Genomic DNA, 22,832 nt, shown 5'->3' with positions numbered 1-22,832 from the left:
ATCCCAGCGCCCGCCCTAGGCAAATCAACACGGTGTTTAGTGCAGTTTAGGACAAAATAGCAACGTGCTTTAAAATTCTTAGGCAAAAATATCTTCGAAGTGAATATGTCGACACCATTCTCAATCACAATTTTCTCAACTACTGGGGACCCAGAGGGCGTGCGTCACATCGACAAGTCGAATTGGTCTGGTTTCGGTGTGGTGTTCAGACGGGAGCAATTGCAAGAGCTGAAAGCAGATGAGAGTTTCAAGCAAGCTGGCGTCTACGTCCTTGTCGGTAACGTATCGGAGGAAGCGATATACATTGGTGAGGCGGACCCTGTTGGAGAGCGGCTAAAAAACCATGTGGCCAACAAGGAAGGTTGGGAGTGGGGTGTCTACTTTGTGGACAAAAACCACAAAATTGGTAAGACCGAAGTGCAGTTCTTGGAATATGAGCTTATTCAAAAAGCAAAAACATATGGGCGTGCCATTTTATTGAACAAGAATAGTCCTACAGCACCATCAATGTCACCGGCCGGGAAAGCTACAGCTAAGGCGTTCCTATCCGATATGCTGCTCATCCTTCCGATGCTTGGAATCAATGCATTTTCTGCTCCCAAAGCTGCTGAACTCGAGGCGAGCCTCCACGCAGCAAACGTAGAGGATTCCGGGAACGGCAACTTTGACACAGTTATTGTGCCTGCAAGAGAAGAAGGTTTTAACAAGCGCTTCATCGGTGAGAACTGTTGGTTCGCCATTCGAATAGGCGCAAAACAAATTCCGAAGCTGAAGTACATCGCGGCATACCAAGTAGCCCCAGTAGGCGCAGTGACCCATGTCGCAGAAATCGCTTCAATCACCCCATACGAAAATTCTGGAAAGTTCCTTCTGACCTTCAAAGGGCCAGCTCAGAAAATCGAACCAAAATGCAGAACCGAGTACAGCAATGTAAATATGCAGTCACCGCGCTATGCCCAACGAGATAAACTTCTCAAAGCGAAGGACTTGGACGACATCTGGGCATGAAATTTACCGGAGATGTTTTGGCGTAGCTCCTATTCCACTCGGTCAAAAAATGCTTGGGGAGGGAAATAACGGAAATAGTCGAATACCCGCTTTTGTTCGGTTACAGACTCCCACGTGTCATCGTCATCCCATGCTGCTTTCCGTATCTGGATAGGGTGAACTCCCATAATCCATTGGAGGTCAGTAACATCTTTCAATGGAACGGCATAGCGGTGCCGATGGAAGATTGCCGCTGCTTCTCGCAATATTCTTTCTACTGAATGTGGCTCCTGGTACTGTGCTAGCTCCACTGCCTTTTGAAAATGGTCACGGGCAGATGTGGGGTCGTGGCTCAACATTGCGATGCGCCCGGCCATAGCCGGCACATGAAACTCACCTAAGCCACCATTCTTCACCACGTGGTCGTGAAACTCGTCCAATGCCGCGAGTGCACGGTCACGGTCTCCCTGTTTACGATTAACGCTCTGTTTACATAGCAGCTCTACGAGCACCTGAAAGGATGTAGGAGGAGATGCTTCGACGATTGCTGCATTTGTTGCCTCCACCAAGGGGGCTTGAGCGGCGCTCAAATCAAATGTCCTACCTATACCGTCCGCAATCTCCTTACGAAAGGTATCCTCCATGGAGGATACGCAAAGAGCAATCCAAAACCAAAGTCTGTACTGCTCATTCGTCTCTAGGCCATATAGCTTTCGAAGTAACGGGAATGAATCCTTTCGTGGAGCGCTCCTCCCGGTCTCCCAATTGCTCATTTGGTCAACCACCTCAATAGGCTTCAGCCCGGCTAGCAGTGCAGCTTTTCTCTGTGACCACCCCTCCAGCTTGCGAATCCAGCGCAATACTTGGGCCACCGGATTCGGTTCGAGAGAGCCTTTGGGCAAAATTTTTCTCAGTACACCGATGCCCCATTTCTGCTCCAACCAGTTCAAGTCTACGGCAAGCCGTTGAGCGAAAAAGGTAGCCCCGAGAATCTCCGATATCCGCGTCGTAGGTAGAGCCGCTCCAGAAATTTTGTGTACAAAATCAGTTAAATAGACGTCAAGGGTACCTTCCAGGCGAGAGAATATCGCCTTACTCATTTCTGGGGTCAACCACTTTTTACCTAGGTCCTCTTCGAGTAGATTCCATAGCCTCGGAAAATCGACTACGGGTCGCGCGTTTGACCTTGTTGCCTTTTCGAGGCCGGCGTAAAGCCTTCGCTTTCCTGTCATGAACTGCCGAACGTCAGCGTAGAGTTCGCTGTCGGAAGGAACGAGATGGCTCGCCTTCACAAATGCGTTCAATAACATCCTGACGTCCGGGAAGCCGAACATTCTTGCTGTCGACATGATTTCGGGGGGAAGATTACTTCAACTGGTTTCGCATAGCTTCAGACATTGCATCGGCCGCAATCGAATCCTTTTCAATCTGACCATATTTTCTGTGAGTCGCGGAGTATATCCGACTCGCTGCTTCCATAGTCCATGGTGTTTTTGCTTTCGGTTTAGGACCGGAGTCAGGCTTTGGCTTGCTAATAGCCGGGCGCGGCGACGGCTTCAAGTTTTTCGTTTTGGATTTTGAAATGGGTTTTGACATGGTTTTCTCCTTGTTCATAGTCATACGAACCGTCGCGTTCGCGACGTTCGCATAGGAGATTAGCCAGCAATCAGTTCCCAAACTACCCGAGAATCCTTGAATAATTTTTCTGCGTTCTGACGGAGCCTTCACTTAACGGTGTTAGAAAAGACTGTCAGTGTTCCTCGTCCACACGCCTGATTGCCTTTCAGGTGCCAATGAATGTCGCGGGGCTCTTCATATGAATATAGATAAAGGGACTTGCAGTTTAATTAAGTCTCGTGGCAGTCGTGAGCATAATGCGCTGAAGACCGTGTCGACACTCAGAGACGCGATATGTCATCTTAACTTGCTCATATTTCTGCAAAGTAATCGAGAGAAAAGTTGTTGAGTAGAAATTTCCCAGAATCATCACGGTTAAAACAATATGCGAAAATAACTCAAAAAGTTTTCCGGTTTGCTTGGGTTGCCTCGATTGAGTACAGAAAGAAGGGCAATCAACGTGGAAATAGCTGCATAAACTGAAAATCTGCGACCGTAAGACGAGAAATTTATAGGTTTTTTACGTTGATAGTCTTTATTTATGGATGTTTAACATGTGGATAAGCAAAACGGTGCGGTCAGAAACCTAAAATTTTGCACTGGGATTCGGTTACGGGAGGCATATCTGCGCTTCCGCACTCGCCCAAGTTTTAGAAACTGAACCAATTGCTGAGACGGTGCGTCGTGTCGTTGGCTGCAACGTTTCGGCGTGGCTCCGTGCATTCACTCAAAAATTGCGAGGACTCTATATGCAAATTCTGCTGACATCTCCAGACTCTGTTTTGGTTGCGGGGGTACCCCATCCGGCTATTGTCAAAGTGCTGGCTGACTTCGCGACGGCGGGAAATCCGGTCGCTCTTTTGTCGAACCACCCGGAACCCGTTTGGTTCAAGCAAGCGTTTGCTAACACTGCGGTTCAATTCCTTCGCAGTCCAGGAAGACAAGATGGAGGGGTGGTCTCGCATAATGCTAAGCACTTCAAGTTACAGAATCACGACGTACTGGTTTTAGCCTCAAAACTGGACGACATCCAAATGGCGAAGAACGGTCATGCGGTAGTGATTGGTGCTGGGTGGTCAAACAATAAGTACGTTGCAGACTTGGGCATTCGAGCCGCTAATCCTACTGAGCTTGAACAAGTCATCGCGTTGACTGCGGGGTGGCAGGGGCACTGGTGGTACCAAGGAGACACACCGGGCTACAGCGTAAAAGTCTTGGCGGACCTATCGCAGATTGGCAAGGGAATCGACCAGCAGGTTTTTGCAGGGAAAATCAAACAGACTGTCAAAAACGGAGGCGTTCACTTGAATGCACTGCTCGCAGTGACCGCTCGGTCCATGTTGTTTATGGGCGCCGGTGTCGTCCCAGACCTCGTCTGGGGCGTCTACCCATCATCCAGCAGCGACAACTCTGACAACGAGACTCTTAGCGACTTCACCCATCGACTGCGCACGACGGCTTCGCGCGTCCGAAATGCGGAGCGCGGTCAGCCTTTGTTCATTCGACATACGCCTTCAGCCAAACGGTCCAGTGGCGGCTTTAGTGGAGATAGGCGGGACCCTACAGGGCAGGTCACAACCATTCACTTGAATCCGTTCTACGCTAATAAGCTTCGCGGGAAGAACGTGGTGGTGGTCGATGACTGTACAACGTATGGCGTCTCCTTCGGGGTGGCCGCAGCCTTCCTGCGCAAGGCTGGAGCGGCGTCAGTTACCGGTATCGCTTTGGGCAAATTTGGAAACCAGCTTAGTGCCTATCAAATTGAGCTGAAGACTAACCCGTTCGCTCCAGTGCAAGCGTCAGACTTCATCTGGGCGTCTAGCCCTTTTCCCGGAACCAGCAATTTTGGAAGCCAAGCCGCGTTGACATCGCTGTTGGCGTGAGTCTGTGGAGACGGAGCACGGTTCAATGCAAAAATTGGCGAACTAGGAAACCAGGATGGCAAACGTTGTTTTGTTCGATTTCGACAATACCTTGGTGAAAACGCGGTCGGTCCGGGAGATACGTGAGTCTCTCGAATACGATTTGCTTACACCGGAGACGATGGCGCAGGTCGCGCCGTATCGTCCCGTTCCGGAAGTGATTAGGGAGCTGAAGGAACGAGGTGTCCTGCTCGGGATTGTGTCCAATGCAGGACGAGGCTATATCGAACGCATTCTTGCCCATTTGGAGATGCGAGACGACTTTGACGTGGTTGTAACTTACTCCGACGTTAAGCGTGCAGGCAAGGAGCCAAAGCCGGCGCCCGATGGAATCTTGCTTGCGCTCGAGCGACTTGGGGAGGACCCAGGCCCCCACGTGCTTTATGTCGGTGACGAGTACATCGATATTGTCGCTGCATACAACGCTGGAGTTCTGCCGGTCGTTCCGACTTGGGCATCGCGGGAAACCGTCTCGACGGCGCCAGCGGCAACCTTGTCGTCACGAAATCTGATTGACTACTTTGATGACCCAAGCGACTTCCGCTTCTTCGCGGAGCGGGCTGCAGAGCATCAGTCTATTGATTTCCACCGTAGCGCAACCTATTTCCTTCCTCTCGACCTCTCAGGCAATGTGATAACCGTCTCTGAACAACTGCGGATTCTGTGCCTTGGTCGCTACTACAGCCAGAAGGCAGTGGTTACGGCCACGCTCCACGAGGCGCATGCGCTGTCACAAGACATCGCGCGCAAAGAGAGTATCCCGCAGTTTGAGCTTCAGCCGTATTGGGTCGACGTTGTGTTGCACGTCCTCCGACGAGCACCTGAATATCTGTTCCAAAATGAGCATCCTTTTGACCTAGTCACTGTAATACCGGGAAAAGCCAGTGGCCACCCGCGCTTGGAGAATTTCCTATGCCGCGTTCAACAAGCTGCGGGACCGGAGTTCGTCGGGGTGAGCTTTGATGCATCGCTTCTGCGGTATGTCGCCGATGCGCTGAAGCAGAAGACTCTCTCAGCCGACCAGCGGGCGGAGGAAGCCAAACGGGCACTCCAGCTCGCGGAAGGTGCTGCCGAACGCATTCGCGGCCAGCATATTCTCGTAATCGACGACGTAGTAACTACTGGGTCAACTATCGCGCGCGCTATCGACCTGCTGGAAACCGCCGGGGCGGCCTCGGTGACTGGATTGGCTTTTGCCAAAACGGTGAGCGTCCAGCAGGATGACAAAAGTTGCCCGCGATGTACTCGTCCGATGCGGATTCGCCGCAATCAGGCCGACGGCACTCATTTCTGGGGATGTTCCGGGTACTTTGAGGAAGAGGAAGACGAGCGTTGTGCCTATACGGAGGACATGCATCCGAAATTCTGCGGAGTCTGCAACAGACCCATGGTTCGCCGTACCAACAAGCGATATGGCAACCGGTTCTGGGGCTGCACCGGGTACAATCAGACACCGTCCTGCAACCACACGGAAGATATCCAATAGTGTCTGTATCTGACTACACAATTCGTGTACTACTTGCGAGCAAGGTAAAGGGAGTGGGCCGGAAGGCCCTCCAAGCTTTGGCCATGGAACCGCTGTTTTTTCAGGTCAAGCTAGAAGAGTTGGCTGAAACGTTCCCGGAACTCGCGTCGCTGCAGCCTGAAAGCTTAGTCTATGAGAAGGCGTTAAAGGCGGCGGAGGAAGACCTTCGACAAGCGTCAGAGCGTGGTCATACCATCTTGAGCCCGTTGGACCCGGCCTATCCACGACTTTTAGCCGCAACGGAAGACAGACCTGCGCTTCTATATGTCGCCGGGGACCCGGCGCGATTCTCCGCGAAGGCTATTGCGGTCATCGGCACACGCGAGCCATCCGAGCATGGGATTGAAACCGCTCGGCGAATCACTCAGTACTTTGGGAACGCAGGATGGCAAATAGTTAGTGGGCTTGCGCTTGGTCTTGATTCGGTTGCCCACAAAGAGGCTCTGAACCATGATGGCTCGACGGTAGCTGTTATGGCTCATGGACTAGATGCAGTCTATCCGAAATCGAATGCTGCTCTTGCTGACTCCATCGTGAAGAAAGGCGGCCTTTTAGTATCAGAGTATGGCTATGGGACACCCGCGTTCTCTGGCCAGTTTGTAGAAAGAGATAAGATTCAAGCGGCTCTTTCGAAGGCTGTGGTGATGGTGCAGTCTGACAGGGGCGGTGGTAGCCTGCATGCAAGCCGCGCCGCACTCCGATACGGGCGATTCCTAATAGTTCCAGTTGCAACGCGTGCAGACATTACAAGTGGATATGAGAAAGCACGCGGAAACATTGCATTGACCACTGGCAGTGTCACCGAGAAGCTCTCAATACTCAAATGCCAAGAGTCAGATTTGGAGCGCCTTATCGTTCTTAGGTCGAAAAACGACTACGAAGCGATTGAGGCAGGCTTACTGACATAGTACTCGAGTCAGCCACTTACTTTGCCGACAAGGGCGGCCGCTTCAAATTTTGACTTTAGTTATCTATTCGGTTGTCTTCGAGTTTGCGTTGCCCCGAGTCGCTACGTTTAATGTCGAGCGACTTCTCGTCCATTGCCTCGAAAAACGCCACGTCGTTCGGATAATGGACAGCGAGAACCTCCCAAATCATTCTGTCGCGAACGGCATGTCGGTCCTCACCAAAATGCGCCCGGCGGTGGTCATCGGCACAGATTGCCACCACGTTGCGAACGTCGTCCGGTCCCCCGCAATTCAATGGGATGACGTGATGCGCTTCTAGATAAAATCCACCGCTTGCCGTTTTAAAGCCTTCCTTCCCGCAAAACTCACAGCAACCGTTGACCGCCCGTTGCTTCACTGCTTTTACTATTTCCGAGTCGCGCTCAAAAATCGCTGTGCCTGAACCTTCCACCTTATTGGGCGGCGGTGGCACAGGCGTCTGCTTTTGGTCTTGCTGTTCTTCGTTGTAGGGGTCAAAGTCATCCGGTTGCGGTCTGCCCCGAATGACGATAATGCGACCATCCTTGTCCTTATGATGCGGATACCAGAGGACTGAGTCGAGCTCTCTTTGTTTTGCTTCGCTGGTTTCCCGAAGCCCAACTGTTTTGCGTGTGCCATCGAGAATGGCAACATTAACAGGCGCTTTGGTGTAGTAGGCCGTCTGGATTAGTGAAGACACTGCGCTCGCACGGTTCAGCTGCACCTGAATGGCCGTTGCGCGGTTTTCGTCCGCCCAGTCCGAGGTGCGGTCGACGAAATAAATGTCGCCATTCTCTTCGTACATGTTGTCATGCCAGATATTGACCAGATATGGGCCGCCGGTATTACTGAAACACCAGTCATACTTAGTTGTCATTGCGATGCCGAGGCGGTCGACGATGTCCTGGACGCGCTCTCTAGTCGTTGGTCTTAAGTCTTGTAAGGTTGTCATCGTTGGGCGGTGATAGATTGGAACGCAGATTTATTACATTACACAACGACCGCGCCGCAACTAGCAACTGCCAACGGCGTCGCTTCGCCGAACAACTTGTTTAGCTTGATGATGATTTCACTCAAGTAGTCCAGAGTCATGGCCTTACCGCCACCGTCTGGGCCAATCGGTTTAAGAATCAAATCGGCATTATCTAACTCGTCATCCGGTTTTACCTATGCCTTGATGTCGTAACCCGTCAGCACCAAGCCTGAAACATCCACTTGCTCCGGCGGCACACCGTCTAGTGCTTCGCCAACTGCTTGGCGAAGGCGGAAAAGTATTCCAGTTCCGAGTCGCCTAAATAATCAGTTGCGCGATGTAGCCATAAAGCTGGCTGAAGCTCGGATACTTACCCTTGAAGTCCAGCAACACCTTCAACTTTTGGTCGAGTTCCTTGCACTGCGAGTCGGCCTGTAAGGTTTTCTTTGTCTGAAAATTTTCTGCGTTAGCAGACCCGCTCGCCTTCCGAAGAAGCCCGGTCCTCCTCTAGTTACTGCCTTTGATGTTCAATTGCTGGAAATAGGCGCTCACCTGAGCCACGAGGCGTTCCAAAGAGAAGTTGTCCATGCAACGCTGCCCGGAGAGCATGCCGCTGAAGAAAAAACGAGTGTTGGGCAGCGATTCGAACGTGAGCGCTGCGGGCTCGCCAACCTGATGGCTAGGGCCGAGCATCTGTTTGGCAAGACCCGCCGCGGTCGCATTTGCTACAACGACAACTTTAGGTTGCATGTCGACGAGTGTTTCTGTGAAGAGCTGCAGCTGCACTTGGCCAAACTTATTGAGTTGGCCAATAGGTCGCTTTTTGGCCAAGACCATCTTAAGGGCCTCTTTTTGCGAGGTTTCCCGCATCAGAAACAAGTCTAAGTGCTCCCATTGTTTGGCGCAGCCAACTGCTGATGCAAAGTTTTGTACTCGGGAGAAGTAGCTGGCATAGGCTGTTTTCGCAAAAGCCTCAAACTCGATGACGTGAGGCATGCGGCTCCTGGCGTTCTGGTCCCATACAAACAGGGAGTCAGTCGTCCAAGGTCCGCCTGAAGGCCAGTTATTGTCCTTGAGCTGCTTGTCGAGCCATTCAGTATTGAACGAAGGGTTCATGCCGACAATGACCAATTCCGGATTTTCGTTCAACTCTGGCAGAAGGAGGGGCATTCGCGGTTGCGTGGTTCCAAATTCTTCCCAAATATCCATTACACGCCGGTTGTATTTAGCTACCAAGCTCATCGTGGTCTCTTCAAAAAGAAAGCAGCCACGCGACGGTGGCTGCAAAAGCTATTGCTAGCTTAGGTAATTGTTGCAATTTAGGCAAGTGCTTCGACTGTCCGCACGTGGCCGGTGAAGGAATCGTTCTTATTCATGATATGAAAGTTAAAACGGATACAGCACATATTGCCATAATTGAATCTTCTAATATGCTTTAGCTGCATTTCTAGGAATCAAATCAAGGCAAATTGCATGGCAGAATCTTCATTGAGTCATCATTATGAGAACAGTATGCGAAAATAATCCATAAAGTTTTCCGGTTTCACTGAGTTGCCTCGATTGAGTACACAAGGAGGGGCATCAGACGTCTATTGTCGATGACGAAAAATATGGTTCCAAAAGAGGTAGTTAAGGAAGAGGTTGGCATTGATGTAGACACCGATGCGGAAGAAGCTGAGTGTTTGACCAATTACGTTCGCCGGCCCGAGCATGAAAAGTGGCTCGCAGCAGTCTTCAAGATGACTCATGACCAGCTGCTTTCCGCATTGGCTATCGAGAAGTACAACCAGCCAGGATATATTCCATCCGAAGTTTTGGTTACCTTGGCTCGCAGTAACTTTGGCGGAGTAGCACGCGTCCAAAATGCTATTGCGCTCGCCCTGAACAAGCGACTGGTATTAGAACTTGGCCGCTTTTTCCATACCGAGATAAATTGGCTCGGAGTCCTGAGTCGCAGCAGCGAGTCAAGCGTCGAAGCCGTAGCCTATGTGATAGACCGTATCTTCCGAAGCAAAGTTGAAGTCAGCTTTGCTGAAGTCACTTTTGGCCAGTACGTCAAAATGCGTCTTCTGGACTGGTTCAAGTCTGAAATCGCATTAAAGAACTCGGCGCCGTCAGTGGACGCGATTACTTCGTCTTCTGACGAAGATGGTAGTGGGCTATCACTGACTGAGCAGGTCGAAGATGACTATACGCTTAGGCCTGACGAAGCTCTGGAACAAAAGCAAATGGTTAGAAAATGTCGCGCGGCTATTTTGAGACTTCCCGAAAAGCAGAGAACGGCCGTGACACTTCACTATTTTCAAGAAATGACCCATAAGCAAATTGGTGCCGTGATGGGCCTTAGTGAAAGCTCTGTTCAGAAGTATTTGAAGGGAGCTCTTTCAGCGCTGAAAAAAGGATACGGGCATGTCTGAGCAAACTAATCTGACGGAGAAAGAAGCCTCTTTGGTAATTGAGGCATTTCTTGCAGCGCATCCGCATCCTTCTGCGCAACAGTGGAAAGAACTCACACTCATTCATCCGCAGTACGCAGCTCAAATCGCGGAAATCTCATTGATGTTCGATGAAGGTGAATCGGATGACGAAATCGTATTCGATGCTGAGCTGTTCAACGCAACGCGTAGCTTGATGCTGAATGCAGTACATGCAAACACCGGCCCCGTGGCCGAAGCAAGGACTGCCCTGAAGCAGTGCAGGGGACCGGCTGCTCGGAAATTTGCACGTCAAATCGGCTTGGGCGAACACGTTGACCTTTTCAATCAAGTCATCAGTGGGGAGGTATCTGCACCTTACGTGCTAATAAAGCGCTTAGCGGAAAAACTTCAGGTGCAGCTCGCGGCTTTAGCTAATGTTTTTCAGTTGAACTTCCAACTACAGCCAAAACAGTCTTTCAGCTCGGATGGAAAGCCCGGCGTTGATTCACAGCCTGTAAGTTGGGAAGAAGCTATTCGGGCCGCCGGAATATCAGGGGAAGAAGCAACGCGGTTGCTCCATCTCGACAAGGAAGTGGAGTGATATGAGCCCGTTTCTCCGGGCACGTGAAGAGGCTCTGAAGCTTCGGATTGAGTTGGTCGGGGGCCAAGCTGACACGCCAGTATCGACTAAGGATTTGCTCGTGCATGTCGAGGATATCCTCAATCTCGGCGTCAAAGAAGTTCCTCATACCAGTGGTGTGCTCAAGGGCGCAAATGCAACCATTCGGCGCTCCGAAGGTTGGATATATTGCAGGCAGGACTATAGTTGGCCGGAAAAGGCCTATCTGATTGCTCACGAGCTCGGGCACTTTAGACTTGACCCTGATATCGATGAAGACACCGTTTATCGCAATGCAGACGGCTTCCTGCCTTCCTCGCCGGCCTCAGCATACGTCGAGGCTTATGGGGCGCGTGAACGGGACGAGCTTCAGAAGAACGTCTTCGGCCGAGAGCTACTTCTCCCCCGCCATGTGGCGAGGGCCATGTTCATTTCGGGTAAAGGGCCTCGCCAAATCGCCAAAGAACTTGGTCTGCCTCTCGAGGTTGCGCGTCAACAGGTTCTTGACGCTGTCCTCCTGCCGCCCTATGTTCCGAAGCCGCCTGCTCCGCTCCCTCCGCCGAGTCCCGACCAGGTGGCCGCAATCAACGCACCGGAGAAGCATGTTCATGTCGTTGCAGGGCCGGGAACAGGCAAAACGACCACACTTATCCATCGTGTCAAGAAGCTAATTGAGCAGGACAACGTTGACCCGCGCAAGATTCTGGTTTTGACCTTCACGAATAAGGCTGCTGCAGAGCTTGTAGATAGGCTGCAGCGTGCAGGCGTAAAAGGGGCATCAGAAATTTGGGCGGGCACCTTCCACGCTTTTGGCTTGGAGTTCTTGAGAAAGTATTACCAGCACTTTGGCGTTACTCAAGATGTTGCGGTTGCAGACAAGATTACACAGCTAACGGCAACGGCTAAAGCGCTCGTCGGGGTGAAACTGGAGTATTTCAAGCGAACGGACGACCCTTATGAATGGCTACCGCCGGTAATCGATGCTTGTCTAAGAATCAAAGAGGAATTGGTCAGTATTGACGACTATCTTGCCAAGGCATTGAGTACGACGACTGACCATGACGAACGCGCCAGATTCCGCGACGTGGCAGCAGTCGCTCGAACATATCAAGCGGCGCTTCAAAAAGCGGGAATGGTTGATTTCGTTGACCTCGTGGCTGCTCCCGCCTTGGCTATTGCGGCGGACCGCGTAAGGTTCTCGGACATCGTCGACAATTACCAACATGTGCTTGTCGATGAATTTCAAGACCTGACATCCGCAATGATGGGTTTAACAGCGCAGTTGTCGTTGAATGCAAAATCTCTCTGGGTGGTTGGGGACGTTCGGCAGGCCATCTATCACTGGCGGGGCGCCTCCCTTGGCGCTTTGTTGGGATTCGGTACACGGTTCAAATCAGCGAAGCAGTACAACCTCGTCATGAATCGCAGAAGTTGTCAGGAAGTCATTGACGTTACGGTGGCGACGGGGGAACTCCATCCTCTACAAGGCAACCATCCACTCGCTATTCCCGAATGCCAGAAAGGCCCCAGTAACAGGTCTGCCTCGTTCGTTCAGGCCACTTCTCGGCCCTCAATGTGGAAAGGCGTCGTAGATGGTGTGCGCAGTGACCTCGCCAATGGCATACCATTGCGACAGCAGGCCATCATCTCTCGTACAGGTTCAGCAGTCGCAGAGGCAGCAAAGGAACTCAGAGACGCAGGCGTGCCTGTACTATATGTAGGCGAGCTTCTCGCACGTCCAGAAGTCAAAGATATTCTTGCCGTTATCCAGCTCGTAGTAGAGCGGAGCCCCAGGGCGCTCTTACGCGTTGGCGAGCTGGTGACGCCGCAAATGACACGTGAAGATGTCAAGGCAGCCATTGAAGCGGTTTCGCGCGATGGCGCGCTTCAGCGAAACGGTTGGCTCAAATCGGAAACCCTGCCGTTATCCCAGGCTGGTCATGACAGTCGACGATACCTAGCACGGCGACTTGGTAGGTCATTATGGTCAACCAGTCCGTGGGATTTTCTATGCGAACTGCTTCTTGAACAAAGATTTTTGCTGGCGGACCTTGCCGATAATAGTATCGATGGACATCTAAAAAGACTCGCTCAGTGGCAGTTCGTTTATATGGCGCGAGTCGGTGACGGTGACCGCAAGCGTCCTACACTGTTCCGACTACACAACCGACTCAGGTTACGACAACAGATTCGTGACGTCTATATCGACCGCGAGCTTCCGCCTGAAACGGGCGCCATTGAAGGCGTGAGGGTTATGACCGTCCACGCAAGCAAAGGTTTGGAGTTTCAATCGGTGCATCTGGTAAGTGTGGACGGTAAGGAATATGCCGGAGCAGAAGAACATAAGACTTTATTGCCTCCGCACGCCATCGGGAGTTCACCGAAGCAATTCGAATATGAGTCGGATGTTGAAAAGCATAACCTGCTCTACGTCGCCGTCTCACGCGCAAAGGATGCACTTAGTATCTACCAAAGTAGTGCTGATTTTCGTTTCGAATCGGTTGCAGCACTTGATGGTGCGGTCGCCAGGAAGATTCTTGTTGCGCGTCCCGGCCCACCGGTGTTCGCTCAACCGCCGGGGCTCGTGCGCCTGCCTCCAGCGGAGGCACCTACATCAGCCACAAACGAAGGGTTTCTTGCATACCACCGTTGTCCACGAGAGTACCTCTACCGTTTTGGGATGGAGATGGGGCAAGAACTTACGCCCAACCCATCCCTCCAAGCGAGGGGACTTGTTCGACGCGTACTCAAAAGCTTGGCTTCACAGGGCAGGTATGACGAGCTTGCTAGCGCTTTTGAAATGAACTGGCTAGCGGCGCACCTACCCGAGCGAAGTGCTGACCCGCAGCTTTGGGAGCAAGCTTGGGCTGCTGCCGCTGCTGGAGCCTCCTATCTCCATAGTATTAACGGGAAGTTTATCGAAGCGGACGCTGACGTGCGTCAGTTGACAGTCGGTCTACCATGGGGAGTAGCTGTAGCTGCGCCTGGTGGTAGTCGATTGCATTGTGTCGACTTCTATAGTGGAGCGAAGAACTATCTGAAGGGGCAGGACAACATCCTTGGACAGTTGATGAGCTTGACGTCAACGACAACGCCAATTGTGGAAGCGGAGCTTTTTGACCTCAGTCGTCTGGTGAGGCGAGAAGTGAAACCGGTGAGGGTCACTGAGCGCTCTAATGCAACCAAGATTGCGTTGGGTCTGCGGGCAGGAATTTTTGCGCCTAAAAAGGATAGCTATTCTTGTGCACGGTGCTCATATTCGTACCTGTGCCCGTCGTTGCCAGCTGTTTGATAATTATTGTTGTTTTAGTTCGGGTTTTAAGGAGATGCGTCGATTGAGTAGGTGAGGGCCACATTTTGCATGGCCCGCTGAAAGATGACCATGACTCAAGTATTCCTTCAATCCGAACTGCTCAAAGACATTGAGGTCCTCGAAATCGAGGAGGGCGCCTCCAAAAATGCTGTCCGTCAAGCGTGCCTGGCACGTATCGCAGAAGTGCACCTCGGCGAGATGCTCTTCCTCTTCATCGAAGATGATGATGACGAAGATGCCATCGATAAGGTGGACACCATCACCGACGGCCTGCGGCTGCACCTGCACCGTCTGAAATCCATCACCGTGAATGTCCGCTACGCGGGCCGTGAAGCACACCATACATTCCGCCCGAACACCACCATCGCACGCGTCAAACGCTGGGCTGCGCACGAGTTCGGCGTCACCCCGTCCGACGCTGCTGAGCTGATGTTGCAACTCTCCGGTACCGACACCCGTCCTGACCCGGATTTGCACCTCGGCTGCTTGGTGAAGGCACCCCAAGACTCGGTTTGCTTCGACTTGGTCCCCGCGCCTCGCGTCAACGGCTGAGAGGAAATATGAACCAGGAATGCCAAGCTCTGGAATCAGACCTCGCCTCTGGCCGATTCAAGGCAGGTGCTGCACGCGGCCGTTGGCGGCTCGTCTCGCTCAATTGGCCCCATGCATTTATCGAGGTCTTTGACCGCAATGGGCACGCTGTCTGCATCCGGTTCGAATGCTCTGGTTACCCAGGGCGCCCTCCTCAAGGGACGCCTTGGGATTACCAGGCACAGCAGCAGCTTGCCGCCCATCTTTGGCCACGAGGCGGACGTGTGTCGCAGGTTTTCAATCCCGGATGGAAGGCTGGCGCGGCGCTCTACATCCCCTGCGACCGCGAGTCCATTGTGGGCCATGACAACTGGCATGGGGAACACCCTCATCTCATCTGGAACCCATCACGCGGACTGCTCCAATACGTCGAAGCCATTCACGAAATTTTGCAAAGCCATGAACTCATATCTGCTTGAAATGCCAACGCCGCTTTGGACAGACCTGATTTCCGACCTACGTCTTCGTGGCGGCGGTATCCGCGAATCTGGTGCTTTCCTCTTGGGGGATGCTAACGGACTTACTCGCCGTGTGCGCATGTGGGTGCCTTATGACGCGTTGGACCCGAACGCACTGGCAAAGGGCTATGTCTGTCTCAGCACAGCTGCATTCACCAAACTTTGGGGTAAGTGCTCCGAATTTGGGATGGCGGTAGTCGGCGACATACATACCCACCCGAAAGGTCCCCGCCAAAGCGTGTCCGACAAAACCAATCCAATGATTTCGCAAGCGGGGCATGTCGCACTCATCGTGCCCCACTATGCGCAAGGAAACGTAATGCCGAGCGACGTTAGCGTAAATGTCTACTTGGGCGGGAAACAGTGGTCTAGTTTTTACGGCCAGGATGCGCAAAACCGAATCCAACTACTCTAAGGAAAAATAGTGATACATGCAGACTCTTTTCACCGCCTGATGAAGCTGCTCGTTGACAGCGGCGAGGCCACTACCATGGATGAAGCCATCGCTACATTTTCTCAATATGGAGTACGCGTGGTTTTGGGAGCCGACGTTGCGGAATCTCCGGCGCTGCAGATAATTGCGCTCACCGTCATCAACACTGCGGCGAGAAGTTTCCAAGGAAACGTACAAATCTGCGGCACCCGGGACATCGAACTCGTCGTACATGGCTTTGAAGGCATCCAACTGTCTGACTTTTCGACTTGGGCTGGAGTGCATTCGAATTCCACACAGTCGGGTTCTTGGCCGGAAATTTACATCGGTACCGTTGCAGGAGGCGTCGGTAATTCAAAGCTGGCTCCTTGGGCAGTTGGGTGGTCGTTTGGTATTGGAGGAAAGGCGACATCAGATGCTGACGCTTTCGTACCAGCGTGTGTTGCAGCCGGTGCATTGGCTGTAAGCGAAGCCTTCTCAATTCTTCGCGGAGACAGCCCTTATGCAGGACGCCGAGCGATGTGCTTTTCGCTCTGGTCAATGAAGGCTGATTTAGCTCAGCCATCTGCCGGCACGTTAGCTTCGCTTGACCGGGGCCTCTGGCTTATTGGCTTGGGCCACTTGGGACAGGCCTACTGTTGGACACTCGGTCTGATGCGGCAGCAGCATGCAATACAGCTTGTGTTGCAAGACATCGACATCGTGACTGAATCTACGCTCACAACGTCGGTTTTGTCTGGGGCTTCGGATTTGAAACGTATGAAGACAAGAACCGTGGCAGCTTGGATGGAGCGTCGTGGATTTGGAACACGTATTGTTGAGCGTCGTTTCGATGCAGCAACTCATGTCGCGGCGACAGAACCAATGACTGCATTATTCGGCGTCGACAATCCGAGCGCCCGACGTATTTGTGAAGGGGCTGGTTTTTCTACCGTGCTTGATGCTGGCTTAGGTTCTGGCTACAGCGATTTCCGTGCATTGCGAGTCCGCGGCTTCCCTGGAACCTCTTCTGCGGCTCGAATCTGGGCAGGTAACGTAGTTTCTGGACCGAAGCCGCTCGCGCCTGCCTACCAAGCGTTGGTCACAAAGGGGGCGGACCCCTGTGGTGTCACGACGCTGGCAACACGTTCCGTGGGTGCCCCGTTTGTGGGCTGTTATGCAGCCGCAATGCTCGTAGCAGAATTGATGCGCCGTCGAGCGGGCGAAGCTGGTCACAATGTCATTGACCTAAGCCTGCGCAATCCCGAACTGGTCGAGACTGCGTAAGGCGGCCAATGGGTCTTGGCTTTTACAAGCTCACTGCATTGGCTTTGGTTGTCAAAACTAGGGATTACCCTGTCTTATGCACTTCTGATGATGAATATCTGACTATTCAGATGGTTTTAGTATCTGTTTTCGCCTCTTGTGCGTGACGACGACAGCCGGCGGTTCCTTTTTCAGAGGTGGCTGCGAGAAGTGAACGGACTCTTCAACCTCCATAATAGAATCAGTGACTTTCCCAACAGGTACTTTGGCTTGCATAGGTTCATCGGCATCAATACATGGAAGATACTTTCTCCGCTCTTGCATCCGCTCTTTGGAGGTCGTTTTGGGAATCTGAAGCGACCTAAATGCTTGCAAATGAGATTTTGGACTGCTGAACAATTCAAGAACGGATACTTGAAATAGATTCGGTGCTGGCGCGCCGTTCGCGTAAAAGGCTTGACCTCGTTCAAGGATGATGTGTAACGCGAGTGCATTCCTCGTGTTGAGGGCATCTTGGATGGCTTCGACATCCGCGTTTTCGTAATTTATCTCGTCTTCAAATGGTCCAGGAATGTATTCCTCTTCCAAGGCCTTTTGGAGTTCGAAAACATTTCGATATCCGTAAATTTGCGCCAGCGTTTCTCTTGAACGCTGTAGTCCATCTCCGGTTAGTCTTGATAAATTCTTTGCATATGTATTGAAGAATTTGACCGATACCGGATAGAACTTGCGCCCTCCGAAGTGAAATTCGAGTTCATCATTCATATTTAAATCTCTTATAGCCTCTACATCGAGCCCTTATGTGGGCTCACACTCAAGTGCTGTTGCAAGGTGAAGCAAAAGCGCAGGATGCCGCCCGATGTGTACAGGTAGGTGGTGACCTTCTTATCGCACATGTCAGTTCTCATGGCGCTACTTCAAAAGCACCATTTAAATGTCGTATCTAGCTAGAAAGCAGTAGCATCCGCTAGACCAACTTTAGGGCTGGTGTAGCAATACAACCTTCTTATCAGACATTTCACTCAAGATTTCTTGTAGGCGCTGCTTCTCACGCTGTAGGGTTTCGATGTCTGCACGTGCTGCAATAAGGTCAGCTTCGGCCTGCTGCAGCTCAAGTTCGGTATCGCGGTGAGATTGGGCAAGGCCGTCATAAAGTGCCTTCCAATTCGCGATACGGTCGGCTAACTCGCGACGGACAGCACCACGACCAATCACTTTTCCAGTCTTGATTTCCTCAAGCCATTTCTTTACCTCAAGGCCAAAATCGCGCTGTTTGGAGCTAAAGAACGTTGTAGGGTGAACATCAGCTCGTCGAGCAAGTTCATTTAAGGAGAGGTCGCCTTTGTTATGCGGATATTTGTCTTCGTTGTTAGCTAGCTCTTGCTCGATGATTCTCATCACTGAGCGTACATGCATTTCAAACCCTTGAGACCGTTCTTTCCCTCTCTCTAACGCCCTCTCCTTAATCAATGCACGTGTGGATTCCGAGCGCCGGGTCGGCTTGGGTGTAGCTGTGTCGTTCACGCAGGCACCTCGTCTTCGGCTTCTGAAACTACCTGCTGAACCGTAGTGTCCTTCATCCATTTTTCACGTAGGTCCTCGAACCGTCTCACATGAGTGCGAATCTGGCCGGCCCACAGAGCTTGAACCAGGTCCTCGCCGTTCGCGCCAGCTTCTTTGTATGCATTAACTGAAGCCTGAATAGCACCATCTACATCTTCACGCAGGAACGCATCCTCAAGCCTATGTTTGCAGCTGGATTGGCAGCGTGAGGGCTCCGGATGTCCCTTGCTTTTGTTGCATGGGCCTGATTCGGTGCCTGGAAACTTTGTACACATAACTCCCTCTCTGACCAACTGCCATGCTTTTCCTTGGAGGGTAAGTATTTCTGCTAATTCGATAGCACTATTTGCTCCCCATTCGTCGCCATGCTGATGCAAGCGCTCTTTCTGGACTTCAATGGCTCTACCTATCATTAGCGCAGCCGGGCCACCGTAACCACCGAGCGGAAGTTGCGGTTCCGGTTTGTCTTCGCTAGCGACTATTGCCTCTATGACCTCCTTGGCGCGCATTACTCTCAGCTCTCGGCTGACCTCTTCGATTTCGCCCCGCAAATCTCTGTCGTTGAGTATGTAGTACAGGGTTGATTCGATACAGTCGTGACCAAAGACGTCCATTAGCACCTTTGGGGCTTGAGTTAAAGCCAATGCTACTAGGCGGGCTACAGTCTTTCTGAATCGATGCGAACGAAGGTTTTGGCCGCCAGGAGCTGTTTCCATGCCCAAAGCAATGGCGTACGCAATAAGGGCACCATTGATGTCATGTAATGGCTCTGTTCGCTTGCTATTGCCGAGGCCGGATACACGGCCCCATAGGTGTGTCCCAAGCGATTGCGGAGGTGGTTTCCCTCCGTCCGGCTGGCGTTTGGGAGTTAACGGGCCAATGGTCTCAGCCAGACTGACCAGCCTTGTCTGCTGTTCAATCGCTTGAACTGCCAAATCAGGTAACACCCAATCGCGAATTTCTCCGTCATGGCGTTTGACAAGTTTGAACGTTCGGCCATTCGCATAGGGCATCCCATTGCGAGCGTATTGAACACACCATCGTTCAAGATTGAACGTTTCGGATTTTCGTCCTGCTGTTGAAAGCGAAACGACAAAGAGGTGTGCAAGCTGAACGTTGTTCAGGAGAACCATGATTTGAGCAAAGCTCTTAGGTGGCCAAGCCAAGCCTTCCGAAGTACTCAACACGACCATTTCCTCTTTGTCTAGGGGGGCCTCTTCTGTTTTTTCCACATCCTTAGTCGTAATGCTACATACAACTGAATTCTTGCCGGACTTCTTCTTTCTTTTTTTACCCGATTGCGCCAAGCGAATAGAAAACAGAGGTGCACTGATAATGCCTCCCTGACTATCGCGCCAAACGTAACTACAAAGATACTTTCTTACCTGTGTAATACGGCGTTTTTTTACTGCTTTTGGTGTTACCGTTAAGTCGTCAGTGCTCTGCCAAAGCGACTGAATTTCCTGTGCAATAGTTAGCAAGTTTGGTGCGAGCTCCTGTATCAGCCAAAGACTTCGCCGACCCATTTCAGACACGTAATCGTCGGGGAGGGGACGGTGCGGGTCCTTCGGTTTTTGCTGTGACTGCCTTAGGCGCTCAGGTCCAGCTACATCCGTTGGTTTCGTTGTGGTGTCACTGATAGCAGGCACATCGCTCCATAGTCCTCGTTCTTTGAGAATACGCATCCTTTGAATTTCGCGGGTCGCGTATTTCTTACTCGACGTGCTCATCGAGTCCAAGTCTGCCGCTTGAATGCAACTCAAAAAACATACGTTCACAGGGGACATAATTGGAGTGACGTCTTCCAAGGCTCCGCCGCTTAGGTTCTGCCCCAGCCATTTAGACACGCCTAACGCAAGTAATTGAGAGAAATAGCTGTATCCAATATCTTTGACGTTGCTTGGGTCAAGTGATGTATTCCTCCGTTTGTCTCCAATTCCTACTGGGCCCATCCGAAGAAGGACGAGATACCGTGTGATAGTCAGTAAGGCACCTTCAAGAAGGTGCTGCACCCATGTAGCTGCGCTTTGGAGTGGAAGAATTTCTCCAGTTTCTGAAAAGTGTTGAATGTTTGCTTTCGCGGCATCAGCTTCATTAACTAAGCGTTGATGACGTTTAGGTAGGAAGTGAACAATTCTTTTCCGCAAGTCGACGTTTAGAGTTGCTTCACTATGTTCCGAAGGTGCCCATTTTCTCGGCGTTGACCAAAAACCATAAGTGCTACCGTGTTGCAAAAGGTTTTGAATGACTAAGATGCCGTCTTTGTCCAGAAGATGAATGGATTCCACAGTCGCATGTAGTAAGACGCGATTGCGAGTAGCGTTGATTTCTTGTTCGCGGGAGAGCTTCTGAGGAATACCGAAAGCTGTGTTATTGGCTATGATGTTCGCCGTGGGAGACGGAGTCTTTTCGGCGGAAAAATTTTTACGCTCCATAGATATGTCTTTCCTAAGTACTGAGGATGCCGTCGGAGTCAATGACCCGATGCTCGCCACTTGCAATGCGCTGCTCCCAATCCGCGAAGAGAGCTTGTACTTCTTTTTCATCGAAATGCTGCAGTGCTAGTGTCGTGTTTGTGAGCTCCTCACCAAAGGACGATTCAGCAAACGCTACGGCTGACATTCTCGACCGAATATGTAGCAATTCGGCTAATCGCTTGGTCAGACCATATAAGCTATCTGGGAAGATAACCGCATTTTCAAGACACAATGTACAGCGGTGAACGGGGCACATTGCCTCTCCATCAGGTTTGAATGTCGGGGCGATATGTTTGGGTGGATTCGTTGGGTCTTTACACCCCACACCAATGCGACTGCGCCTTAGCGCGCGATATTCATGCAGCCGATTCCGCTCTTTCTCTTTGACGTCACCTTCTCGACACCATTTTGCAATGATGGTTGAGTCCACACGGCCATGGAACTTGACTTCATGCCACAAAGCGTTGCTGAAAGTACGGTAGAGCCTGTCGCTTTCATCATTGAGCAATGTATTGTCTAAGTAATCTTTGGTAGTTCCAGGCCATTTATGCCCTAAAGCCTTCATGACATACAGCACCATGCCACCACTTATTCGATAAGCGTATGCTGCGAAAGCGTCCCGAAAGTCAGCAGGCTTCATTTTGGTAACCTGTTCGTTTGGTGGTTGCGTTAGGTTTATGCGCTCGACTAGCTCGTCAAGGAAATTTCCCCGTTGAGTTCTATCTACTCCACGGCCGTAACTCACCTCATCTAACCAAGTAATGTTCCCTCTGCCTGGCACCGCATATATCCAAGGAGAGCGAGTACCTTGCTCTAGTTTTACGATTTGTTTATGCTTCTCATCAAGCACCTCTGATGCGGAGCCGCTCGCCCTCAATTCTTCGAATTCCTTTTTGAGCTTTGCAAGGTCTATATGAAGCTGTTCTCGCAGAGGCTGAGTGCGCTTTATCAGTATTTGCAAGATGCCGCCGGGAGAACCCCGCGACTTAAATAGTCCCTCTGTAATCTGTTCAGAGTCGCCTCGCGCCTTATGCCCATACATTAAATAGCGTTTCGGGTCTTTAGGGTGAGGAACTATGAATTCCTCGTTGACGTCCAGACTCAACAATACGGATGAGTTCCATCCGGTGTCGGCCAGACACAAATGAAATGCGGCTCTGATATCGCAAGCATCCGGATAATTACCCCTTAGCATAGTCGGAACGCTATAGCCATTGGTTTGGAAGACGTCTTTTGACATATCGCCGTAAATTTCCTTTCCGCTAGGCTTAGGGTTGCCTATAACTCGAACCGCCAGCTGAAACTTTTGATAGTTACGGAGCAGCGCCGCATCCTTGTCATTGCTTGGTGCCTGACTAAGCATCAGTTCTTCCGTCTTTTCCCAGCGATACACCGCATCGAACCACATACGCTTTAGTGCAAATCGAATTTTGTCCGTTTGACTCTTAGGTGGTAGATGTCTGCTTGGGTCGGGCCGCTCGGGCGGACTCCAATAGAGTTGCGAAAGTCCATGTGTTTTTCGCACTAAATTGACTATGCGTATGAAGTTTGTGAATGGAAGACGGGCCATTCCTCGGTCATATGCGTACCGACGGTGAATTTCCGTAATGTCACTTACTTCGTTCACAGGCGCTATAGAGATATTTCCTGGAACGACAACCTTCTCAACTGCATCCAGGAGACGCCACCATGTCCGAAATGCATGCAGGTATTGAACGGTCGTGTTAGCTGCGGCGTATTCGAGAATTCCCCGGACTGCAGGAGCG

19 protein-coding genes are annotated in these 22,832 nt (G+C 51.5%); 11 read left to right on the top strand and 8 right to left on the bottom strand.

The features are described 5' to 3' along the window. Window positions 1-105 precede the first annotated feature (105 nt). Entirely contained in the window at window positions 106-1,008 is a 903-nt protein-coding gene (locus ASE07_RS29900; protein WP_057292376.1) for a GIY-YIG nuclease family protein, read from the top strand. A 29-nt stretch (window positions 1,009-1,037) separates the two neighbouring features. Here ASE07_RS29900 and ASE07_RS18895 read toward each other — a convergent pair whose 3' ends face one another. Both ASE07_RS18895 and ASE07_RS28965 read right to left on the bottom strand, forming a co-directional pair. Then, on the bottom strand, window positions 1,038-2,336 hold the full coding sequence (locus tag ASE07_RS18895) for a helix-turn-helix domain-containing protein (RefSeq protein WP_156396786.1): 1,299 nt from the start codon (window positions 2,334-2,336) through the stop codon (window positions 1,038-1,040). A gap of 16 nt (window positions 2,337-2,352) precedes the next feature. Beyond that, on the bottom strand, window positions 2,353-2,583 hold the full coding sequence (locus tag ASE07_RS28965) for a hypothetical protein (protein WP_156396784.1): 231 nt from the start codon (window positions 2,581-2,583) through the stop codon (window positions 2,353-2,355). 770 nt (window positions 2,584-3,353) lie between these two features. Between ASE07_RS28965 and ASE07_RS18890 the strand changes: the two genes are divergently transcribed. The 3 genes from ASE07_RS18890 to ASE07_RS18880 all read left to right on the top strand — a co-directional run bounded on the left by ASE07_RS18890 (window position 3,354) and on the right by ASE07_RS18880 (window position 6,959). After that, a complete protein-coding gene (locus ASE07_RS18890; protein WP_057292374.1) occupies window positions 3,354-4,487 on the top strand; it encodes a phosphoribosyltransferase in 1,134 nt (377 codons plus the stop codon). A 55-nt stretch (window positions 4,488-4,542) separates the two neighbouring features. Then, a complete protein-coding gene (locus ASE07_RS18885; RefSeq protein ID WP_057292373.1) occupies window positions 4,543-6,012 on the top strand; it encodes an HAD-IA family hydrolase in 1,470 nt (489 codons plus the stop codon). A gap of 83 nt (window positions 6,013-6,095) precedes the next feature. Next, window positions 6,096-6,959: a DNA-processing protein DprA gene (locus tag ASE07_RS18880; protein ID WP_156396782.1), complete on the top strand. Its 864-nt coding sequence runs from the start codon at window positions 6,096-6,098 to the stop codon at window positions 6,957-6,959. A gap of 55 nt (window positions 6,960-7,014) precedes the next feature. Here ASE07_RS18880 and ASE07_RS18875 read toward each other — a convergent pair whose 3' ends face one another. Together ASE07_RS18875 and ASE07_RS18870 are read right to left on the bottom strand one after the other, a co-directional pair. Then, window positions 7,015-7,854 (bottom strand): HNH endonuclease, encoded by an 840-nt coding sequence (locus ASE07_RS18875; protein WP_162256913.1) that lies wholly within the window; start codon window positions 7,852-7,854, stop codon window positions 7,015-7,017. 603 nt (window positions 7,855-8,457) lie between these two features. Next, a complete protein-coding gene (locus ASE07_RS18870; protein WP_156396780.1) occupies window positions 8,458-9,192 on the bottom strand; it encodes a hypothetical protein in 735 nt (244 codons plus the stop codon). Window positions 9,193-9,548: 356 nt separating this feature from the next. On the opposite strand from ASE07_RS18870, the gene ASE07_RS18865 reads away from it, so the two are divergent. The 7 genes from ASE07_RS18865 to ASE07_RS18835 all read left to right on the top strand — a co-directional run bounded on the left by ASE07_RS18865 (window position 9,549) and on the right by ASE07_RS18835 (window position 17,047). Continuing rightward, window positions 9,549-10,367: a sigma-70 family RNA polymerase sigma factor gene (locus tag ASE07_RS18865; RefSeq protein ID WP_057292370.1), complete on the top strand. Its 819-nt coding sequence runs from the start codon at window positions 9,549-9,551 to the stop codon at window positions 10,365-10,367. After that, window positions 10,360-10,968, top strand: a complete 609-nt coding sequence (locus ASE07_RS18860; RefSeq protein ID WP_057292369.1) for a hypothetical protein — start codon at window positions 10,360-10,362, stop codon at window positions 10,966-10,968. Before ASE07_RS18865 ends, ASE07_RS18860 begins: the two co-directional genes overlap by 8 nt. A gap of 1 nt (window position 10,969) precedes the next feature. Continuing rightward, window positions 10,970-14,278, top strand: a complete 3,309-nt coding sequence (locus ASE07_RS18855; RefSeq protein ID WP_057292368.1) for a UvrD-helicase domain-containing protein — start codon at window positions 10,970-10,972, stop codon at window positions 14,276-14,278. 90 nt (window positions 14,279-14,368) lie between these two features. Beyond that, window positions 14,369-14,851 (top strand): hypothetical protein, encoded by a 483-nt coding sequence (locus ASE07_RS18850; RefSeq protein WP_156396778.1) that lies wholly within the window; start codon window positions 14,369-14,371, stop codon window positions 14,849-14,851. A gap of 8 nt (window positions 14,852-14,859) precedes the next feature. Next, window positions 14,860-15,309 (top strand): DUF7665 family protein, encoded by a 450-nt coding sequence (locus ASE07_RS30830; RefSeq protein WP_057292366.1) that lies wholly within the window; start codon window positions 14,860-14,862, stop codon window positions 15,307-15,309. Next, entirely contained in the window at window positions 15,290-15,763 is a 474-nt protein-coding gene (locus tag ASE07_RS18840) for a hypothetical protein (RefSeq protein WP_156396775.1), read from the top strand. The genes ASE07_RS30830 and ASE07_RS18840 overlap by 20 nt, the downstream gene beginning before the upstream one ends. Window positions 15,764-15,838: 75 nt before the next feature. Then, window positions 15,839-17,047, top strand: coding sequence for a thiamine biosynthesis protein ThiF (locus tag ASE07_RS18835; RefSeq protein WP_156396773.1), 1,209 nt, complete (start codon window positions 15,839-15,841; stop codon window positions 17,045-17,047). A gap of 102 nt (window positions 17,048-17,149) precedes the next feature. Here ASE07_RS18835 and ASE07_RS18830 read toward each other — a convergent pair whose 3' ends face one another. The 4 genes from ASE07_RS18830 to ASE07_RS18815 form a co-directional block, all read right to left on the bottom strand. Then, window positions 17,150-17,791, bottom strand: coding sequence for a hypothetical protein (locus ASE07_RS18830; RefSeq protein WP_057292363.1), 642 nt, complete (start codon window positions 17,789-17,791; stop codon window positions 17,150-17,152). Between the two features lie 213 nt (window positions 17,792-18,004). After that, on the bottom strand, window positions 18,005-18,550 hold the full coding sequence (locus ASE07_RS18825; protein ID WP_156396772.1) for a hypothetical protein: 546 nt from the start codon (window positions 18,548-18,550) through the stop codon (window positions 18,005-18,007). Next, on the bottom strand, window positions 18,547-21,024 hold the full coding sequence (locus ASE07_RS18820; RefSeq protein WP_057292361.1) for a hypothetical protein: 2,478 nt from the start codon (window positions 21,022-21,024) through the stop codon (window positions 18,547-18,549). Before ASE07_RS18820 ends, ASE07_RS18825 begins: the two co-directional genes overlap by 4 nt. A 13-nt stretch (window positions 21,025-21,037) precedes the next feature. Next, entirely contained in the window at window positions 21,038-22,474 is a 1,437-nt protein-coding gene (locus tag ASE07_RS18815) for a hypothetical protein (RefSeq protein ID WP_156396770.1), read from the bottom strand. Between the last annotated feature and the right edge of the window lie 358 nt (window positions 22,475-22,832).

Source organism: Noviherbaspirillum sp. Root189 (genome assembly GCF_001428545.1).
Taxonomy (GTDB): domain Bacteria; phylum Pseudomonadota; class Gammaproteobacteria; order Burkholderiales; family Burkholderiaceae_D; genus Noviherbaspirillum.
The sequence above is the reverse complement of the archived record's forward strand: the minus strand, read 5'-3'. Positions and strand labels throughout refer to the sequence as shown.

What these genes read in the sequence shown, in the direction of transcription:
- ASE07_RS29900 (WP_057292376.1), top strand. Translation starts at nt 106, where the DNA reads ATGTCGACACCATTCTCAATCACAATTTTCTCAACTACTGGGGACCCA.
- ASE07_RS18895 (WP_156396786.1), bottom strand. Translation starts at nt 2,336, where the DNA reads ATGTCGACAGCAAGAATGTTCGGCTTCCCGGACGTCAGGATGTTATTG.
- ASE07_RS28965 (WP_156396784.1), bottom strand. Translation starts at nt 2,583, where the DNA reads ATGTCAAAACCCATTTCAAAATCCAAAACGAAAAACTTGAAGCCGTCG.
- ASE07_RS18890 (WP_057292374.1), top strand. Translation starts at nt 3,354, where the DNA reads ATGCAAATTCTGCTGACATCTCCAGACTCTGTTTTGGTTGCGGGGGTA.
- ASE07_RS18885 (WP_057292373.1), top strand. Translation starts at nt 4,543, where the DNA reads ATGGCAAACGTTGTTTTGTTCGATTTCGACAATACCTTGGTGAAAACG.
- ASE07_RS18880 (WP_156396782.1), top strand. Translation starts at nt 6,096, where the DNA reads ATGGAACCGCTGTTTTTTCAGGTCAAGCTAGAAGAGTTGGCTGAAACG.
- ASE07_RS18875 (WP_162256913.1), bottom strand. Translation starts at nt 7,854, where the DNA reads ATGACAACTAAGTATGACTGGTGTTTCAGTAATACCGGCGGCCCATAT.
- ASE07_RS18870 (WP_156396780.1), bottom strand. Translation starts at nt 9,192, where the DNA reads ATGAGCTTGGTAGCTAAATACAACCGGCGTGTAATGGATATTTGGGAA.
- ASE07_RS18865 (WP_057292370.1), top strand. Translation starts at nt 9,549, where the DNA reads ATGACGAAAAATATGGTTCCAAAAGAGGTAGTTAAGGAAGAGGTTGGC.
- ASE07_RS18860 (WP_057292369.1), top strand. Translation starts at nt 10,360, where the DNA reads ATGTCTGAGCAAACTAATCTGACGGAGAAAGAAGCCTCTTTGGTAATT.
- ASE07_RS18855 (WP_057292368.1), top strand. Translation starts at nt 10,970, where the DNA reads ATGAGCCCGTTTCTCCGGGCACGTGAAGAGGCTCTGAAGCTTCGGATT.
- ASE07_RS18850 (WP_156396778.1), top strand. Translation starts at nt 14,369, where the DNA reads ATGACTCAAGTATTCCTTCAATCCGAACTGCTCAAAGACATTGAGGTC.
- ASE07_RS30830 (WP_057292366.1), top strand. Translation starts at nt 14,860, where the DNA reads ATGAACCAGGAATGCCAAGCTCTGGAATCAGACCTCGCCTCTGGCCGA.
- ASE07_RS18840 (WP_156396775.1), top strand. Translation starts at nt 15,290, where the DNA reads ATGAACTCATATCTGCTTGAAATGCCAACGCCGCTTTGGACAGACCTG.
- ASE07_RS18835 (WP_156396773.1), top strand. Translation starts at nt 15,839, where the DNA reads ATGGATGAAGCCATCGCTACATTTTCTCAATATGGAGTACGCGTGGTT.
- ASE07_RS18830 (WP_057292363.1), bottom strand. Translation starts at nt 17,791, where the DNA reads ATGAATGATGAACTCGAATTTCACTTCGGAGGGCGCAAGTTCTATCCG.
- ASE07_RS18820 (WP_057292361.1), bottom strand. Translation starts at nt 21,024, where the DNA reads ATGGAGCGTAAAAATTTTTCCGCCGAAAAGACTCCGTCTCCCACGGCG.
- ASE07_RS18815 (WP_156396770.1), bottom strand. Translation starts at nt 22,474, where the DNA reads ATGTGGTTCGATGCGGTGTATCGCTGGGAAAAGACGGAAGAACTGATG.